Source organism: bacterium (assembly GCA_018814885.1).
GTDB lineage: Bacteria > Krumholzibacteriota > Krumholzibacteriia > LZORAL124-64-63 > LZORAL124-64-63 > JAHIYU01.
Window position 1 is genome coordinate 13498 of the sequence record JAHIYU010000098.1, and the last position, 17338, is coordinate 30835.

A 17338-nucleotide genomic window follows, 5' to 3' on the forward strand; every position below is an offset into this window, starting at 1 on the left:
CCGTCGTTTTGATGGTACGCCCAGGAGGATTCGAACCCCCAACCTCCTGGTCCGTAGCCAGACGCTCTATCCAGTTGAGCTATGGGCGCACCTGTACGAGATTTCCTGGCGGAGAGGGAGGGATTCGAACCCTCGATGAGTTTCCCCATACACGCTTAGCAGGCGTGCGCCTTCGGCCACTCGGCCACCTCTCCACGACCCGATCTGGCGGAGGGCGAGGGACTCGAACCCCCAAGGGATCTCTCCCGGCGGTTTTCAAGACCGCTGCCTTACCAGTTAGGACTAGCCCTCCGGCTGTTCATCGCGCCAGAGGCCGCAGCCGACCGCCCCCACAGAACCCGCTTCTGGAGCCTGTTCCGGGAATCACGTTGCGGCCAAGCACGTTACTTGTTACCCCTCAATTTGTCAAGAAAGCCTTTCACGCCATCCTCTATCCGCTCGCTCAGGCATTCCTTGGCCGGCGCCAGGTCCAGCATGACCCGGGGACTCGCAGCCCGGCCCTTCATGTCCAGGTTGAGGGCGATCCGGCCGTCGTCTCCCCTCAGTACGGCGGCCAGGGGCGTCAGATCGCCGAGTTCCGGCTGGAAGTCCGCGGGGAACTTGACGTTCAGGCTCATGTCGATGCCGCCGTCGAGACCGAACCAGCCGCCTCCGCGCCAATCGGTGTCGTGGCCGTCGAGCATCAGGTTCTCGATGATCAACTTGCCGTCGCGCACGAGCACTCTCTGCACCAGGTGCCGGAAGCGGATGTCCTTCAGGTCCTGGCGGTCCCCCAGGTAGGGAGAGATGTCGTCCAGCCAGGACGAGGCGTGGACCGTGCCGTCGCGCAGGGCCAGGTCGCCCGCCAGTTCCAGGGAGGCGCGCATTTCCGCCGGGGAGCCGAGAACCATGGCACCGGCCATCTTGAGGTTCGCGACGCCCTCGAGGTAGGGAACGGCCACCGGGGCCACCGCGTCCAGCAGGATCCGGGCCTGTACGCCGTCACCGTCCACCGAGAAGCTGCAGAGCGCCCGCTCGCGGTCCAGGTCGCCGAAGCGGAGGTGGCCCGCGAGGTTGCCGTCCAGGATGTCGATCCGAACGTCCTTCAGCTCCGCCGCGGCGCCCTGCAGCGTCAAGGCGGCGGAACCGCGCCAGGGCACTGTCTGCCGCGGCGGGACGATCGACAGGTCTCGGACCTGCGCTTCGACCGCGAGCCCGCTCGCCAGATCGTGATACCGGGCGCCTGGCGGCAGGGGCCAGGGGAGGTCGACGGAACCGCCGGCGGCGAGTTCGCCCAACGAGAGCGGCGTCTCCGCAAGCCAGGCGGCGGTCTCGGGAGCGAGACGGGACGTGACGTCGGGCAAGCCGCGGCGCAGGGACTCCACGTCCAGGCCGATCAGGCGCCACTGGCCGGTCAGGCGATCGCCCAGGGGCGAGGTGGCCAGGGTGCCGCTCCCGGTCACCGTGACGCCGCTCCAGGTCAAATGCCGCACCAGGAACTGCAGACGGCAGGCTGTATCCGGGATTTCCAGCTGCCCCGTGAGATCGAGGTCGCGGAAGACCTGTTCGCCCTGCTCGCTGAAACCGGTCAGGCGCAGCGCCGCGATCCGCGTGCGCACCTCCAGGCGCGAGGACCCGCTGCCACCGACGGGCGGGGGCGTGCCCGTGGCGAAAGCGTCGAGCCGCCGCAGCAGCAGGGACGCGTCGCCGATACTCACATCCTGGTGCCAGCCCTCGACCTGCAGGCGCCGGTGCTTGGCGGAATCGGACCAGGCGAGGCTGCCGTCCGCCACGGCCAGCCCGGCCACGAAGAGAGCCGCCGGCATCCTGGCGGCGCGGCCCGGGGGCGCGCCCGCGCCGCCCGGCAGCGTGGCGCCAGAGGTCGATGTCGCCTCGCCCCGGGTCACGAGTTCGATACGCGGTCTGACCAGGCGCACCTCCCCCACCTCGAGGCGTCGTTTCAGCAGGGGACCCCAGGCCAGCGACACCTCGAGCCTGTCGATACGGGCGGCGTAGCTTTCCAGATCGACCGCCGCTCCGGTGCGCGCCGCGAGGTCCTCGCCCGTCCCGACCACCGCGCCGTTGGTGAGGACCAGGCGCAACCGCGGCCACACGTCCACCTCCGCACCGACGAAGGCGGCGGTGGCGCCGGTGGCTTCCTCGATGCCGTCGGCGATCATCCCTGCCAGCCGGGAGGCCGGCACCAGCAGACGCATCGCCGACAGCAGCAGGACGACCACGGCGACGACGGTCACCACGACTCGTAGCAGGCGGCGCAGGGTCTTGGACATGCGGTTCCTCCAGGGACAACCCGGGTCAAGAAGTCGAAACGATACGCGCGCCGCCCAGTACCCGGTCCCCCGCGTAGAGCACGAGGAACTGGCCGGGAGCCACACCCCTGGCCGGGGCGGACAGGGTCACGGTCAACGTCCCGCCGCGACGGGACCAGGTCGCGACGGGCACGCCGCGTTGGCGGTGGCGGACCTGCGCCTCCACCGGCGAGGCGTCAGCCGCCCCGGCCCCGCCTTCCGGAAACGAGGGCGACGGCGAACGAAAGCCGTCACATGTGATCTCGAAGACGTCCAGTTCGTGCCGGGCGCCCGCGATCAGCCGGTTGCTTTCCGGTTCGAGCGACAGCACGTAGAGCGGTTCCGGTGCGGCGATGCCCAGGCCGCGGCGCTGACCGACCGTGTAGTGGGCCAGCCCACGGTGCCGACCCAGCACTCTTCCCGCCCGGTCGACGATGTCGCCCGGCTCGCGGCCGCCCGTCCCCTCGAAGAGGAAGGCCCGGTCGCCGTCCGGTATGAAGCAGATCTCCTGGCTGTCGGGCCGGCGGGCCGCCTCCAGGCCGAGCGCGGCCGCCGCCGCGCGTACCTGCCCCTTGTCGAACCAGCCGAGCGGGAAGACGCAGCGTCCCAGCACCGCCTGATCGATACCGTGCAGGAAGTACGACTGGTCCTTGGCCGCATCCACCCCGCGCAGCAGTCGGGTCTCGCCTCCCTCCCGCGCCAGCCTCGCGTAATGGCCCGTCGCGATCAGGTCCAGACCCAGGGCGTCGGCACGTCGCGCCAGTTCCGGGAAACGGATCGCCGTGTTGCAGCCGACGCAGGGATTGGGCGTACGCCCTGACAGGTATTCCCGGACGAAGGGATCGATGACCCGAGCCTTGAAACGATCCTCGACGCCGCCGACCCAGTGCCGGGACCCGAAGCGCGCCGCCAGCCGCCGGGCCCCGTCGATGGCGTCCAGCGAACAGCACGACCGGTTCCCGGCACCGCCGAAGGCGGCATCCGAGGTGCAGAAGTTCTTGAGCGTCACGCAGTGGACGTCGCAGCCCAGATGCTTCAGGAGAGCGAGTGCGAGGCTGCTGTCGACGCCGCCGCTCAGGCCGAGCAACACGCTGCTGCCCGGAGGCGCCGCAGCCTCGAGCTCTGCGGGCACGGGCAGGGGGAAGGTCATCGCTCACCTCGCCGGAAGCGGCCCGCATCAGGACGTCTTGTCGCCGGCCGGTTCGGTCAGGTTGGCCGGGATCTCGGCCTCCATCAGTTCCTTGATGACCCTGATGTTCTCGAGGGAACGTTCGCGGATGTCGCCCTCCTCGTCGAATTCGGCCGCGTCCTCCCACTCCACGATCGCCTCGCGGTACATCTTCGATTCGGCGAACATGATCGCCAGGTTGTAGTGGGCGAGCGCGCTGCGGGGATTGCCCTCCAGAGCGGCCTTGAACTCCGCCAGGGCATTCATGTACTGGTGCCTGCGGAAGTAGAGTGAGCCCAGGTTGCAACAGGCCTTCTCGTCGCCGGGCCGCAGCGCGATGGCGCGCGTGTAGAGTTCGGTGGCCTTGTTCACGGCCGCCATCGCCTCGGGCGTGCGGCCTTCCGACAGGTCGTCCCAGATCAGACCGGCGTTGACGAGCGGCTCGACGAAGGTGCTGTCCGACGACGACGCCACCTCGAAGTACGCCAGCGCCGAATCGAGCAGGGCGTTGGTGCCGGACGCGGAGCCCTCGCCGGGAGCCAGCTCCGTCGTGGTCGCCCGCCGGTAGAAGATGTTGCCGAGTTCGTACCAGGCGTATTTCGCCTCGGGTGTGCCCGCGGCGGCGAGACCGCGCAGGGCGGCTTCCTGCTCCTCCGCCGGCAGCTGGCGGTATTCGGCCAGGACGCGCTCCAGTTCCGACAATTCCACTTTCTCGCGGCAACCCGCGAGAAACGCCAGCGATGACAGGATGATCAGCAGGATCAAGAAGCTCGAAGCCGTGTACGCACGAACGCCATTCATCGGATCACTCCTCGGTGTGAAGCATATCAACCGCGGCGAGCGGTACCGCCACGTCTACCACCATTTCTCCAGACCGGCCACAGAGACCGAGAGACGCCAGACGCGGTCCTGGCTGCCGTTCCTGGCCACGTCGCCCACCCAGGCATGCGACAGGGCGATGTCGAGATGCCCGCTCCTGTCGCGGAAGGAGAATCCGGTGCCGGCCGACACGCGTTTCTCGATGATCTCCTCGCCGCCGACGAGATAGGGCCACTTGTGCAGCGAATATCCTACACGAAGCGGCAGATTCCTGCGACCCGCGCGGCGTTCGTAGGCCTCGGCGCGGTCGAAGCCGAAACCCAGGCGCCAGGCGTCGGCCATGACGTTTTCCCAGTCAGGGCGCCCGCGCAGTTTCGAGTAGGGCTGGCTCTCGTACTCGGCGCCGAAGCGCCAGCGGTCCGAGAGCGCCGCGGCCGCGCCCACGGCCCAGGAAGCGGGCATCTCGATCCGGTAGTCCTCCACGACGTTGCCGGGGATGCCCTGCATGTCCCGGGTGCGGATCACGTCCCATTCGTGCGCGGTCGTGAAGGCGGCGCCCACCGCCAGGCTGGGCAGCGGGTCCACGAGCAGCGACCACGTGGTCGACAGGCCGCTGAGTTCGTCCTCCAGTACTTCCGAGCTGGTCAGGAAGTAGTGGGTACCGTCGGTGGTGACCGGTTCGTCGAAGATGACGTTCACGCGCTCCCGCATGACGCCGCCGATCAGGTTGAGACTGGCGCCGAGCGACAGGCGCGGAGCGACGCGCCAGGACAAGCCGAGCGGGACCTGGAACTGGGTGCCCTCGCGCACGAAGAACTCCCGCGCGGCGTACGGGACGTGGGCGCCCAGAGGGTCCGCGGGATCGGGCAGCAGGAAGACGGTATCGAGCTGCCTGTCGTACTGGGTGCCGCGCAGGCCCTGGAAGCCGGCGCTCAGGACCAGCCGCCCCTCCGCGAACGGCGCCGCGGCCCGCAGGGTCGGCGTGCGCACCCTGTTCGTGTTGCGCGATGCCGCGCCGTCCTCGCTCCGCACCTTTTCCGCATAGCCGCTGACCACGATCACCATCTGCCGCAGGCCGGGCAGACCGGCGAGGCTGTGGAAGGACGGGATCAGCGTGTCGCTCTCGGCGAGCCCCCAACCGCCGCGTCCGTCGATGCGGGCGTCGCTGGAGCGGACATCGGCGCCGAGATTGGTCAGGGCGAAAGGGCTCTGCGCGAGGGACGCCGAGGCGGCGAGAACCGCCAGGACCGCCAGGGCGAACGCCAAGCTGCGTCCGCTCCCGTCCCCTCCCCGGGCGGCGCGCGTGAAGGAGCTCATCGGGCACCTCCGCTGAACGGGGTGTAGGTGATCTCGAGATGTGGCGTCAGGAAGGGATGGTCGGTGCCGTGGAAGGCGTAGAGCGACAAGTAGAAATCCGGCGCGTAGTTCAGGGTCGTGGCGAACCCGGTGAACGGCTCGCCGGCCGTGACCAGGAAGACCGTGTCCGGGTCCAGCACGCCGTTGACGATGCGCTGCACCGTCGAGGTCACGTCCCAGCCGACCCACTCGCTCTCCTCGAGAAGCAGGCCTTCCAGGTCCACGGCATACTGGCCGTCCACCACGGCGCCATCGTCCTCGAGATCCGCCAGCGTCACCGACGCGACGCCGTCGACCAGCGCCAGGGGGACCTGGTGCACGACCAGGGACTGGATCTGACCGTAGCTGCGGTCGAAATCGACGCCCAGACGGACCACCGCGCGGTTGACGAAGACGTCGTCCGGCACCGACGAGAGATCGAAGGAGAAGTACGGCGAGAGCCGCAGATGGGTCCGCAAGACCACGTCCTCGGCCAGGTCCGCCGACGGCGTTTCCAGCGCGTGCAGGGTGGAGACGTCCGCGACCGGTGCGATGACGAGGATCTCGTCGAAGTAGGTGGTCTCGTCCACGCCGACGAGGGAGTCGGTGATGGCGATGGTGATCGACGGCCCGATGGTCGTGTCGTCGTCCTCCCGCTCGATCTCCTGGAAACCGCGGCCGTGCATGTCCATCGATCCGTATCCGATCAAACCCGCCACGTCGGAAGCTGGCCCTTCCCTGACGATGATTCCGTTGTGACCGTTCTCCAGCCAGTCCACGATCGTGGCCGGGTTGAAGTTCAAAAAGACGTTCGCGCCGGAGGTCGTCGCGTCGATCAGCAGCTGGTCGTAGTCCGGTTCCGGCCCCGGGTAGAGCGATGTGTCGAGAGGCTCGATGAGGTTGTAGACCTCGTAGTTCTTGTCGTATCCCTCCTGCTCGGCGACGGTGCCGCCGCCGAGGTCCGGGGCGTAGAACTTGAGACGGTACAGGTTCATCCTGGCGTACTGGATGTTGTCCTCGCTGATGGTCAGCCAGTCCGGCACGCTGTCGGGCAGGGTCGAGAAATCGTACCGGATCAGCATGGAGGACGAGGCGGTGGCGCTGCTGCCGAAGTAGAGCACCTGGTTCTCGTCGTAGGGCACATCCTCGTCCTCGAGCGCCACGTGGCCCCGGGCCGTGGTCTCGTGCAGGACCCGGGTCGTGGGGGCGTTCATCTGCAATTCGACGGGCACGCCGGCGCCGACCGGGTTGGCCTCGTCGCTGGTGCAGCCCGCAAGCGACAGGGCCGCGGCCAGGGCGAGCGCCGCCGCGGCGGCCGACCGGCTCGACTGGTTCATCTCGAACATCCGTTCTCCTCGTGTAAAGAACCGAACCGACGCATACTAGGGCGCGTCCGGTCGGTCGTCAAGGCGCTCCCCGCCGGTGTCGGCGCCGCCGGCGGCGCGCGCCGACATGCTCACGCGCGAAAAGCCGCTCTCCTTGATCATGTCCATCAGGCGCACCACCCGCCCGAACTCCGTATGCGTGTCCGAGCGCAGCACGATGTTGTTCTCCCCGCCCTCGGCCAGCCGTTGCCGGAGCGCGGACACGATCTCGTCCTCGCCCAGCCGCCTGTCCTCGAGATAGATCGCCCCGTCGCTGGTCAGGTAGAGGACGGCCGGCCCCGCCATGACCGGCTCCGCCGAGGTGGAGCTCGGCAGTTCCAGCTCGATGGCCGGCTGATGCTTGAAGGTCGAGGTCACCAGGAAGAAGATCAGCAGCAGGAACATCACGTCGATCAGCGACGTGACGTTGATGATCAGGCGGTTGCCCCTGCGCGGAGGCGCGAACTGCATCTCAGTCCTCCCCGCCGGCGGCGGACCGGCCCCTGCGGAGGGTGCGTTCGCGTAGGTGGCCCAGGATCTGCGAGGCGTAGCGCTCCAGGTCGAAGATGATGGCGTCGGCCCGCCCCTGCAGCCAGTGGTGCCCCACCAGCGCCGGGATGCCGATGATCAGCCCGGCGGCGGTCGTCACCATGGCCTCGGAGATGCCGCCGGAAAGCTGCTCCGGGTTGCCCAGCCCGATGGTGGAGATGGCGGCGAAGACGCGGATCATGCCCGTCACCGTGCCGAGCAGCCCCAGCAGGGGCGCCACCGCCGCGACGATCTCGAGGATGTTCAGGTTGCGCACCAGCCGGACCGCTTCCTGGCGCCCGGTCTCCTGGAGCACGTCGCGCACGATCTGCCACTCGTAGTCGGCGTGGTCCAGTCCGGCGCGCACCACGTTGGCGAAGGGCCCGGGGTTGCGGTCGATGATGGCATAGGCGATGTCGTGGCTGTCGCTCGCGGGCAGGGTCTCCACCGCCTCGGCGACCTCGGGGAAGATGATCTTGTGACGTCGCAGGGCGAAGAGCCGCTCCAGGAAGATCGTCAGGCCGATCAGGGAGCACAGCCCCAGCGGAATCATCATCACGTTGCCGGCGCGGATCAATTCCCACATCTCGCGTCATTCCTTCGCTGGTTGCGTATCGTGATCACGGGCGCCGCGCTCTCAGCGCGCCGAGTAGATCAGCTTCACTGTCATCACGAGCTTCGGGTCCGGGAAGTGGCTCGGCAGGGGCGCCAGCGGCGCCGTGGCCCGCATGGCCGCCAGGCTCGCCCGGTGCAGGGACTCGTGCCCTTTCTCTTCGATCACGGTCAGCTCGCTCAGGCTGCCGTTCGGCTGGACGACCAGCTTGAGCACCGTCACGCCGTCGATCACGCCCAGGTGCGTGTAGGCGTAGGGCGGTATCCAGTTGGGCAGGAAATCGCGCTTGAACCGCTCCAGCCAGGGCGCGAAATCCCACTCGACCGTGCTCAGGGCGAAATCCCCGAACTGGATCAGGTCGCCGGCATCCAGACTGACAGACTCCTGGTCGTAGTCGAAACCCCGGTCGCCGGGACGGCCCTGGGTCCGCTCCAGGATGGACGGGAACGACTGCGCCAGCAGGTCGGCCAGCTCCGCGGTCGTCTGCGGCCGCTCGCCATCCGCCCCGTCGTGCGTCGGCTCGGCCGGCTCGGCGCCTTCGACCAGATCCTCGCCCTCCCGCAGGACGGGATCGGAACCGGGCCGGGGCTGCACGCCGCCCGGGGCGCCGCCAGAGTCTCCCGCAGCGCCCTGTTCTGCGGCTGCTTCGGCCGGCACGGGCATCACGACCACGCCGCCCGGACTGCCGCCGGCATCACGGCTGATCGCCACCTGCGACAGGTCGCCTGTCGACTCCGCCCGAGGCGAGGCGTTCGCTTCGCCCCCGGGCGTCATGTCGGCGGCGCGGCTGTTGCGCAAGGCCAGGAAATCGGGATTCGCGGGGGGTTCCGGTATCTCCTGACTCTCCGGCACCGAGGTATAGGTCCGCGGCAGGACGGCGGCGTCCGGCGGCGACTCGTCCAGCAACACCACCTCGACCACATCGGCCGTCTTTTCAGGCAAAGGCGGACGGGAGGAACCGACCATATCGTAATTCCAGGTCGCGGCAACCAGCAGCAGGTGCAGGAGCAGGGCGGCCAGGAAGGCGCGGACTGTTGTGCGGCGCTGGGGCACGGTTCTCCTTGACGCTCTCGGGCTCCAACCGGATTCTCAAGCCGTCTCTCTCACCCAGGAAAGGTAACACAATGCACCGACATGTCCCGCCTGACAACCGTGGAAAGGACACGGCACGGATCGCCGAGGCCATCCAGGCGATCGCCGCTCGTCACGGCGATCGGATGGGCCTGGACGTCCCCCTGAGTCGCATGACGACCTTGCGCATAGGCGGACCGGCGCTGGCGATCTGCCGCCTGCATACTCCAGAGGACGCGCGTCGGTTCCTGGAAAACGCTCGGGAGAGGGATATTCCTGTGGTTTTCCTGGGCGGCGGCAGCAACGTGCTGGCGGATGACGCGGGGTTCCAGGGCCTGGTCATGCACGTCGCGACGACCGACCTGGTGATCCGCGGCGACACGGTCCGGGCGGGGGCCGGCCTGGGATTCGACGCGCTGGTGACGGCCTCGCTGGAGGCGGGGCTCGCAGGCCTCGAATTCGCCTCGGGCATCCCCGGCACCCTCGGCGGAGCGCTGGTCGGCAACGCGGGATGCTACGGCCACGAGATCAGCGAGTTTCTCGTGGAAGCCACGATCCTGCGGGCGGACGGCCGGGTGGAGACGGTGGGGCCCGAAGACTTCGCCTTCGCCTACCGGCACACGGCCTACAAGGACCGCAGCGATCTGGTGCTCGACGCCGTGCTGCGCCTGCGGCGCGGGGACACGGCGGCGGCCGGCGAGACCCGCCTCGGGATCATCGCCGAACGGAGGCGCAAGCATCCGGTCGATCTCCCCTGTGCCGGCAGCTATTTCAGGAACCTGCCGCCTGACTCCCCGGGGGGCCGCCGGCGCGCCGCCGGCTCCCTGCTGGACCAGATCGGTGCCCGGGAGATGCGGGAGGGCGACGCGGCGGTCTTCGCGCGCCACGCCAACATCATCGTGAATCTGGGCGAGGCCGCGAGCCGGGACGTGCTGACCCTGGCGGAGCGCATGAGAGCGGCTGTCGCCGAGCGTTTCGGGGTCCGGCTCCGGGAAGAAGTGCGCCATCTGACGCGTTTCGGCTGGCAAACAGGGGCGTGAACGGTGTATTATCGGCGGACGAGGGTTTCGTATTGACACTCAGGGCCCAACGCCTGTAATTATAATCGATTGGACGATCAGCTAAGCAGGACAGGAGTCGACCCATGTCCCGGACCTACTTCGTGATCTTCTGGTGCCTCGTCGTGGCGGGCGCATCAGCGGCCCTGGCTCAGAAACCCGCCGAGACGAACGAGAAGACATACAACCTGCTGCATACCACGCTCGAGGAGCAACAGGCGGTCAGAGCCGAGGAGGAGAATGTCCCCACCTACGTGCCGGTCATCCCGGAACGCAACATGGAGCTCACCCTCACGCTCGGCTTCTGGCAGATCAACCAGGAAATCCTCGCTGCGGACGGCATCATCTACAAGTACACGGACAAGACCACGTACTTCGGCGACGTCAGTCTGAGCGGTCAAGCCGCCTTCCACCCCCAGTTGCGCCTGAACTACAATCTCCTGCCCTGGTTCTCCCTGGAACCCGTGGTGGGCTTCTCGGTCTCGGAATACCGGGCCAGGATCGCCAATGCCCTGTCCCTGTCGAACCAGGCCTTCGGCGAGGAAGAGAACCTGCCCATGCCCGTGGACGAGATCGGCGAATTCGACGCCGAGAACCGCTCCTGCATCACGCTCAGCACGGGCATGAACGCGGTCTTCTATCCACGCGACTACGGCAACTTCGGCAAGGGCCGCTGGCATCCCTACCTGCAGGGGGGCGCCCACCACACCTGGATGACCCTCAACTCCGACTACACGGACGCGCCCGCCAAGATGTGGGACCTCTCGGGCGGCGTCGGCATGCGGATCATCGCCGACGACCTGATCAGCGTGCGGATGGAGGTCATGTACCACCACATGACCGTGGACTTCGAGCCCGGCAGAGCCTTCGCCGTACGGGACGAGGGCAACACGCGCATCCCCGTCACCCGGTGGGTCGAAGGCGAAGGCCAGGTGAGCGTCGCCGATTACGACGCCCATACCCTGGACACCTTCAGCTGGGCCGTCGGATTCACCGCGGATTTCTAGCAGGCTCCCGCACCGGAGCGGCGGCCCAGGCGGCCGCCCCTTTTTCTTGTCGCCCCGACTCACCTGCGCGACAACGTCGGCAGGGCCTCTCTCCTGAATGACAGGGCTTCCGCCACATCCGACCTCCTGACGCGATGGCGCCCGGCCAGGGCCGCCACGGTATGCGCCACGCGGGCTGTACGTATCAGGGACCGGATTGACAGGCCCAGCGACCGTTTCGCCCGATCGAGATAATCCGCGCTGTCGCGGTCCAGCCAGCGCCGGCATTCCGACAGCTCCGGCGAGCGCCTGGAGCCGCCCGCGGCCCCCGAGATGCGGTTCAGCCGCGCGTACGCCGTCGTCACCTGCGACCGGGCCTCCTCCCAGAGGGCGCTCACAGCCCGCGGCTCCACCACACCGTCATGCAACGTCCAGTCGGCCGCCTCCTCCATCTCGACGAAGAGGTCGATGCGATCCAGCAGGGGGCCCGACAGCCGATTCCCGTAACGCGCCCGCGCGCTGGCCGTGCAGCAGCAGGCGCGGCGACTGCTCCCGAAGGAACCGCACCGGCAGGGATTCATGGCCCCCAGGAACTGGAAGTTTGCGGGCCAGAACCGCGCGCCCGGTCCGCGGGACACCGCCACGCGCCCTTCCTCCAGCGGCTCGCGCAGGGCATCCAGGACGGCCGGGGCGAACTCGGCCAGCTCGTCCAGGAAGAGGGCGCCATGATGTGCGAGCGTGACTTCGCCCGCCCGCAGGCCTGCCCCACCGCCGATCAGGCCGGCCCGCGTCACCGTGTGGTGGGGCGCCCGGAAGGGCCTCTCCCCGCAAAGATGCGCCCTGCGCGCCAGGCCCGCGGCTCCCTGGATGCGTGTGACCTCCACGGCCTCTTCGCAGGAGCAGGCGGGCGTCAGGGCGCCGATCGTCCGGCACAGACGCGTCTTGCCGGTTCCGGGGGGACCCACCAGCAGGGTGTCGTGCCTTCCGGCCGCGGCCAGGACGGCCAGGCGCCGCGCCGCCGGGGCGGACAGGGCGAAGAAGCTCACGGCTTCCCGGGGAGCCTCCGGCGCCCGTCTGGGTTCGTCGGCGTCCTCGCACTCGCGCAACCCCGCGCCGGTGCGATGCCAGGCGACGACGTCGGCGAGGTGGTCGGCCCCCAGCACGGTGATGCCGGGCACCAGACGCGCCTGCCAGGCCTGGACTCCCGGCACGACGAAAACGCTGGCGCCGCGCCCGGCGGCGGCGGTCACGATCGACAGCAAGCCGCGCACGGGACGCAGCTCGCCGTTCAGGGACAGCTCACCCAGCAGCACGGCATCGCGACGGACCGGCGGCGGCGGATCGTCCCGGGAGCAGGCGCTGATGCCGACGGCGATGGCCACGTCCACCGCCGCACCCTGTTTCTGGACGTCAGCCGGGGCCAGGTTCACGGTCACGCGGCCCGACGGCCAGGACAAGCCGCTGTTGCGCATGGCCGACAGGACCCGCTCGCGGCTCTCGCGCAACGTGGTTCCCGGCAAACCCACGATCTGGAACGTGGGCAGCCCGCGGCGCACGTCGACCTCCACCGTCACGTCGTAGCCGTCGATCCCGTAGACGGCGCCGCTATGTACGCGCTGGACCATCCCGTCCTCCCCGCTGCGGGTTGCAAGCGCCCCGCCGCTGCCGGATCCATGCCACGCGCGTCGACAGACGGACGGACGGACGCAGACGCGCGCCTGGCCTCCCTGCAACGGACACCGTGATCCGGAGGTTGGCTCGGGTGCGTCAACGCGTGGCGACGGCGGCCGGACTGCGGGAAGTCCGCCAGTGACGCGCGCCGCTGCCGGGGACGGCTGCCGGGGGGATCGTCATGGCCCGAAAAGAGGGAACCCCCCTGCCGGGGGGTTCCCTCGTCCATGCTAGGTATCGCGAATCAACGGAAGAGGGTCTTGACCTCTCCCCAGGTGGCGTCCTCGTTGGCCGTCGGGTCGTACGGGAAGATGATCTTGATGCCGAACACGTGGTCGTAGCCGTCGGGGACCGTGATGAACGGCCACCAGGGCTCCGAGATGCCGGTGCCGGCGAAGACCCAGTCGTTCAGCTCGTAATCCATGCTGACCAGCAGCGGGTAAGCCGCGCCGGCGACCATGTCGCAGGCGCCGATGCCAGCGCCGGAATACACGGAGAGGCCGAACGGATCGTCCAGCAGCATCTCCCAGCCATCGTCAACGGTCGCTTCGAGCAGCATCGTGCCATCGACGAAGGTGCCGGGCGCGGCGTAGTTGCCGGCCGTGCCCGTGGCGATGGGGTCCTCGAAGATGTGGATCACACCGCCGTTGAAGGTATATGTCTTCGTGCCATCGCCGATGTCGAGTACGTAAGTGGCGACGGTCATGCCGGTGACATGTACCGTGTACTGGAAGTTCACGAAGTCCATGGGAATCGGCGTCGGCACGCTCACCGGCGGGTTGGCGATTCCATAGACGGTCAGAGCGGCTCCCACCATGTCCGGCGCGGGGTCGTACATGGCAAAGCCCTCGAAGGTGAATTCGACCTGTCCCACAGCGGGGACGGCCACCATCAGCGCGAGTGCTATCATCACCAGTCGCTTCATTTTGCCCTCCTTCCGCTTGTTATCGGTACAGGTTCTTGAGACTGCTCCAGGTCATGTCCTCGTTGGGGATGGTGCCATCGTAGTAGATGTGCCCGTCCGCCTCGAGGTCATACCCATCCGGAACCGTGGGATCGACGTCCTGACCGATGAGACCGGCTATGGTCACGGCGTTGGGGTCCTGAAGTTCCTGGCCGAGTTCGCTGAAATGTGTACCGAGTTCGAATACGAGCATCCCCTGGAAGTTGCCCGAAGAGTTCGTGGTGTTGTAGGTCACCGCGAAGTTGGAGAATGAGCCATGCAGATAGACCTCACCGTCGCTGAAGGTCGCGATGACCATAGGATCGGGTGGGTCCACGCCGTAGAAGGGCATGGTGTAGCCCGCGTCGGCATAGGCCTGAGCGACGATGTCGATGGTACCGCCCGCGTAGAACATACGGTACACCCCGCCTCCCAGATCCTGCTGGCCGAGCGAGGTCAGGCCGCTGAGTACGAAGGTGTACTCGTAATCGACCAGGCTCCAGGTCAGAGGTGCGCTGATGTTGTCGGCGTAGCCGACACCGGCCAAGACATCGCCGGCGTTACTCGGCGGGAATCCCTGCACGCCGGGCGTATTGTCCGACTCGTAGAGATAGCCGATGATGTCCATCACATCAGACTGCGCGTGTGCGACACCGGCGCCGCAAAAAACGGCGAGCAGAACCAGCATCCACAGTTTCTTCATACTACCCCCCAATGTTCATGGCCCGGCCTCGGCCTAGGACCATCGCCTCATGTTGTGACTCTCTATTCACTGCACGGTCTCGCAGCAGGCGAAGCTGGGCGGGCAATGACCGGAAGCAATGATCTTACCTGCGATCGGTCTGTTTACCGCGAGCACCGTCTTCCAAGCGGTGGATATTCATACACATCCACTACCTGGGCGCTACTATATCACACATGTCTTATGCTATGCAATCAAAGAATTCGGTTAAAAATACGAAAAATGGAGACGGCTTGCGGCCCGTTGAGAAAAAAAGCGGAGGTTCCGCAAAGAACCTCCGCGTATGCAGTTACACGAGGTATACCCATATCGATGGGATGGACCCTCGTGGTATGGCCTAGAGATCGCAGGGACGAACAGTCTTGCGACCGTTGGCGATCGCGCGTTTCTCGGCGCCCTTGATCAGATCCTGGACCTTCTTGTCGAGAGCCTCGTAGAAGTCGCCGGAGACGTTGCACTGCTTGACGGTTTCCTTGGTTTTGCTCTTGCTGATAATCATGTCTGCCTCATTTCCTCCTGAAAAAGGGACGTGCGGGTGTTGATGTCGTCGCGGGCCGGAGGATTGTGGCGAATCCAGACGCCCGTGTCAACGGTCATTCGCCTGCCTGCCGTCCGACAGAACGACTTTCCGGCCGCTTTTGCGGCACACAATCGTCTCGACAGGGTAGTCCGTCAAGCATAGTTTTTAGCGTCGACCCGGGCGTTCCGCCCTAAAGGCGCACCATTCCGAGGAGGCTCCATGTCCAGCGAGCGCATCACGAGCTACCTGTCGCAGCATCTCGACCGGCACGTCGCACGGCTGTGCGACTGGCTGCGTATACCCAGCATCAGCTCCCTTTCCGAGCACAAGGGCGAGACCCGGCGCGCCGCCGAATTCATCGCCGCCGAGCTGCGCGCACTCGGACTCGAGGTCGAACTCGTCGAGACAGCGGGCCATCCCCTGGTCTTCGCCCGGAGCGAGCAACGCCCGGACCGCAGGACCCTGCTGTTCTACGGACACTACGACGTGCAGCCCGTCGACCCGCTGGACCTGTGGGACTCGCCTCCGTTCGAGCCGCGCCTGGCCGACGACATCATCTACGCGCGCGGCGCCTGCGACGACAAGGGGCAGCTCTTCACCCACGTCAAGGCGCTGGAAGCGTACGTGGCCCAAGGCGTCGAGCTGCCGGTCAACGTGAAGTTCATCATCGAGGGCGAGGAGGAATGCGGCGGCCCCGCCGTCTACCGCTATACCGAGGAGAATGCCGACAAGCTGGCCTGCGACGCGGTCGTCATCAGCGACACGAGCCTCTACAACGCGGAGACCCCGGCCATCTGCTACAGTCTGAAGGGTCTGACCTACATGCAGATCGACCTGACGGGTCCCCGCGCGGACCTGCATTCGGGCAGCTTCGGCGGCGTGGTGCAGAATCCGGGCAACGCCCTGGCCGAGATCGTCGCCGCCCTGAAGGACGCCGACGGGCGCGTCCGCATCCCCGGCTTCTACGACGACGTGCTGGAAGTGGACGACACCGAACGCGCGGCCTTCGCCTCCCTGAACTACACCGACGAGGTGCTGCGCGCGGAGACCGGCGCGTCCGGTCCCTTCGGCGAGGCCGGCTACACCACCCTCGAACGCATGTGGGCTCGTCCGACCTGCGACGTGAACGGGCTGTGGAGCGGTTATAGCGGCGAGGGCGCCAAGACCATCGTGCCGGCCACCGCCGGCGCCAAGGTCAGCATGCGCCTGGTACCCAACCAGGAGCCAGGGAAGATCGCCGAGCTCTTCGAGAAGTACGTGCTGGAGATCGCGCCGTCCGGCGTGGACGTGAAGATCTCCTTCCTGCACGGCGCCAAGGCGGTGATGGTGCCGCGCGATTCGGAGATGATGCAGGCGGGCATGCGGGCCATGGAGCGCGGTTTCGGCAAGCGGCCGGTCTTCATCCGCGAGGGCGGGTCGATCCCCATCGTGGGCACGTTCCAATCGTGCCTGAAGACGCCGGTGCTGCTGCTGGGCTACGGGCTGCCCAACGACAACATCCATTCGCCCAACGAGAAGTTCCACGTCGAGAACTTTGCCAACGGGATCCGCACGACCGCCGCCCTGCTGGAGGAGGCCGCGCGCTGACCCCCGCGTGTTGACAAGCCAGGGTGGGGAGCTTAGATTCTCGCCGCCACAGGCGTCCCCGTCGTCTAACGGTTAGGACACCGGCTTTTCAAGCCGGCAATACGGGTTCGATTCCCGTCGGGGATGCCAATACCGCTCTTTGTTCCCCAGCCGCTATTTCTCCCCGTCGTCCAGCTCCTGCATGGCCCGCAGTATGCCGAGCGGGCTCGAGCCGAGGGCCATCTTCTGGAGCTGCGTCATACGCACATCGTCGTGTTCGTACTTCTTGCGCATGCGTTCCTGGAAGGCGGCGGTCAAGGTCTCCAACAGCTGGTCGAGGTCGAAGGGCTTCTGCAGGTAGCCGAAGGCGCCGAGCTTGCTGCAAGTGAAGGCCGATTCGAGCGAGCCGTGTCCCGTGAGGATGATCACTTCCAGGAACCGATGCTCCCGCTTGAGGATCTCGAGCAGGGCGCTGCCGTCCATGCCCGGCATGCGCAGGTCCACGACCGCGAGGTCGAAGCGCTCTTTCGCCGCGATCTCCAGGGCCCGATCGCCGTCGCACGCCTTGGTCACGTCGAAGCCGCGCTGTTCGAGGCGCTCGGCGATGGAGTCCAGGAACTCGGTCTCGTCGTCCACCATGAGCAATCTGATGTGCTTGTCCATCGT

16 protein-coding genes and 4 tRNA genes are annotated in these 17338 nt (G+C 67.3%); 4 read left to right on the forward strand and 16 right to left on the reverse strand.

The genetic code is table 11. The annotated features are described in order from the left end of the window. Positions 1 to 12: 12 nt before the first annotated feature. The 11 genes from KJ554_06075 to KJ554_06125 all read right to left on the reverse strand — a co-directional run bounded on the left by KJ554_06075 (position 13) and on the right by KJ554_06125 (position 9168). Positions 13 to 89 (reverse strand) — tRNA-Arg (locus KJ554_06075). Between the two features lie 17 nt (positions 90 to 106). Then, a tRNA-Ser gene (locus KJ554_06080) sits at positions 107 to 194 on the reverse strand. Positions 195 to 205: 11 nt separating this feature from the next. Beyond that, positions 206 to 292: transfer RNA gene (locus KJ554_06085), tRNA-Ser, on the reverse strand. A 91-nt stretch (positions 293 to 383) separates the two neighbouring features. Then, positions 384 to 2270, reverse strand: a complete 1887-nt coding sequence (locus KJ554_06090; GenBank protein MBU0741902.1) for a hypothetical protein — start codon at positions 2268 to 2270, stop codon at positions 384 to 386. 25 nt (positions 2271 to 2295) lie between these two features. Next, the gene (gene mnmA, locus KJ554_06095; protein ID MBU0741903.1) at positions 2296 to 3438 is read right to left on the reverse strand and encodes a tRNA 2-thiouridine(34) synthase MnmA; all 1143 of its coding nucleotides are present in this window, start codon (positions 3436 to 3438) and stop codon (positions 2296 to 2298) included. A gap of 27 nt (positions 3439 to 3465) precedes the next feature. Next, positions 3466 to 4257: a tetratricopeptide repeat protein gene (locus KJ554_06100; protein ID MBU0741904.1), complete on the reverse strand. Its 792-nt coding sequence runs from the start codon at positions 4255 to 4257 to the stop codon at positions 3466 to 3468. A gap of 54 nt (positions 4258 to 4311) precedes the next feature. Beyond that, positions 4312 to 5592, reverse strand: a complete 1281-nt coding sequence (locus KJ554_06105) for a hypothetical protein (protein ID MBU0741905.1) — start codon at positions 5590 to 5592, stop codon at positions 4312 to 4314. Continuing rightward, complete coding sequence (locus KJ554_06110) at positions 5589 to 6956, reverse strand: hypothetical protein (protein ID MBU0741906.1); 1368 nt, start codon at positions 6954 to 6956, stop codon at positions 5589 to 5591. Before KJ554_06110 ends, KJ554_06105 begins: the two co-directional genes overlap by 4 nt. 36 nt (positions 6957 to 6992) lie before the next feature. Next, positions 6993 to 7445, reverse strand: coding sequence for a biopolymer transporter ExbD (locus KJ554_06115; GenBank protein ID MBU0741907.1), 453 nt, complete (start codon positions 7443 to 7445; stop codon positions 6993 to 6995). A gap of 1 nt (position 7446) precedes the next feature. After that, positions 7447 to 8088, reverse strand: a complete 642-nt coding sequence (locus KJ554_06120) for a MotA/TolQ/ExbB proton channel family protein (GenBank protein ID MBU0741908.1) — start codon at positions 8086 to 8088, stop codon at positions 7447 to 7449. 51 nt (positions 8089 to 8139) lie between these two features. Beyond that, positions 8140 to 9168 carry an energy transducer TonB gene (locus KJ554_06125; GenBank protein MBU0741909.1) on the reverse strand — a complete coding sequence of 343 codons (1029 nt, stop codon included), beginning with the start codon at positions 9166 to 9168 and terminating at the stop codon, positions 8140 to 8142. A 71-nt stretch (positions 9169 to 9239) separates the two neighbouring features. Here KJ554_06125 and murB point away from each other — a divergent pair, with 71 nt between their 5' ends. Next, entirely contained in the window at positions 9240 to 10226 is a 987-nt protein-coding gene (gene murB, locus KJ554_06130; GenBank protein ID MBU0741910.1) for a UDP-N-acetylmuramate dehydrogenase, read from the forward strand. 104 nt (positions 10227 to 10330) lie between these two features. Further along, positions 10331 to 11251 carry a hypothetical protein gene (locus KJ554_06135; protein MBU0741911.1) on the forward strand — a complete coding sequence of 307 codons (921 nt, stop codon included), beginning with the start codon at positions 10331 to 10333 and terminating at the stop codon, positions 11249 to 11251. A 59-nt stretch (positions 11252 to 11310) separates the two neighbouring features. Here the strand turns inward: KJ554_06135 and KJ554_06140 are convergent, their stop codons facing one another. From KJ554_06140 to KJ554_06155, 4 genes are all read right to left on the reverse strand, one after another. Continuing rightward, positions 11311 to 12855, reverse strand: a complete 1545-nt coding sequence (locus KJ554_06140; protein ID MBU0741912.1) for a YifB family Mg chelatase-like AAA ATPase — start codon at positions 12853 to 12855, stop codon at positions 11311 to 11313. Positions 12856 to 13145: 290 nt separating this feature from the next. Further along, complete coding sequence (locus KJ554_06145) at positions 13146 to 13826, reverse strand: hypothetical protein (GenBank protein MBU0741913.1); 681 nt, start codon at positions 13824 to 13826, stop codon at positions 13146 to 13148. Positions 13827 to 13845: 19 nt separating this feature from the next. Continuing rightward, positions 13846 to 14547 carry a hypothetical protein gene (locus KJ554_06150; protein ID MBU0741914.1) on the reverse strand — a complete coding sequence of 234 codons (702 nt, stop codon included), beginning with the start codon at positions 14545 to 14547 and terminating at the stop codon, positions 13846 to 13848. A gap of 376 nt (positions 14548 to 14923) precedes the next feature. Beyond that, entirely contained in the window at positions 14924 to 15085 is a 162-nt protein-coding gene (locus tag KJ554_06155) for a DUF1931 domain-containing protein (protein ID MBU0741915.1), read from the reverse strand. A gap of 240 nt (positions 15086 to 15325) precedes the next feature. Between KJ554_06155 and KJ554_06160 the strand changes: the two genes are divergently transcribed. Further along, on the forward strand, positions 15326 to 16693 hold the full coding sequence (locus KJ554_06160; protein MBU0741916.1) for a dipeptidase: 1368 nt from the start codon (positions 15326 to 15328) through the stop codon (positions 16691 to 16693). Between the two features lie 54 nt (positions 16694 to 16747). Next, positions 16748 to 16822, forward strand: a tRNA-Glu gene (locus tag KJ554_06165). 24 nt (positions 16823 to 16846) lie between these two features. Here KJ554_06165 and KJ554_06170 read toward each other — a convergent pair. Then, positions 16847 to 17335, reverse strand: coding sequence for a response regulator (locus KJ554_06170; GenBank protein ID MBU0741917.1), 489 nt, complete (start codon positions 17333 to 17335; stop codon positions 16847 to 16849). Between the last annotated feature and the right edge of the window lie 3 nt (positions 17336 to 17338).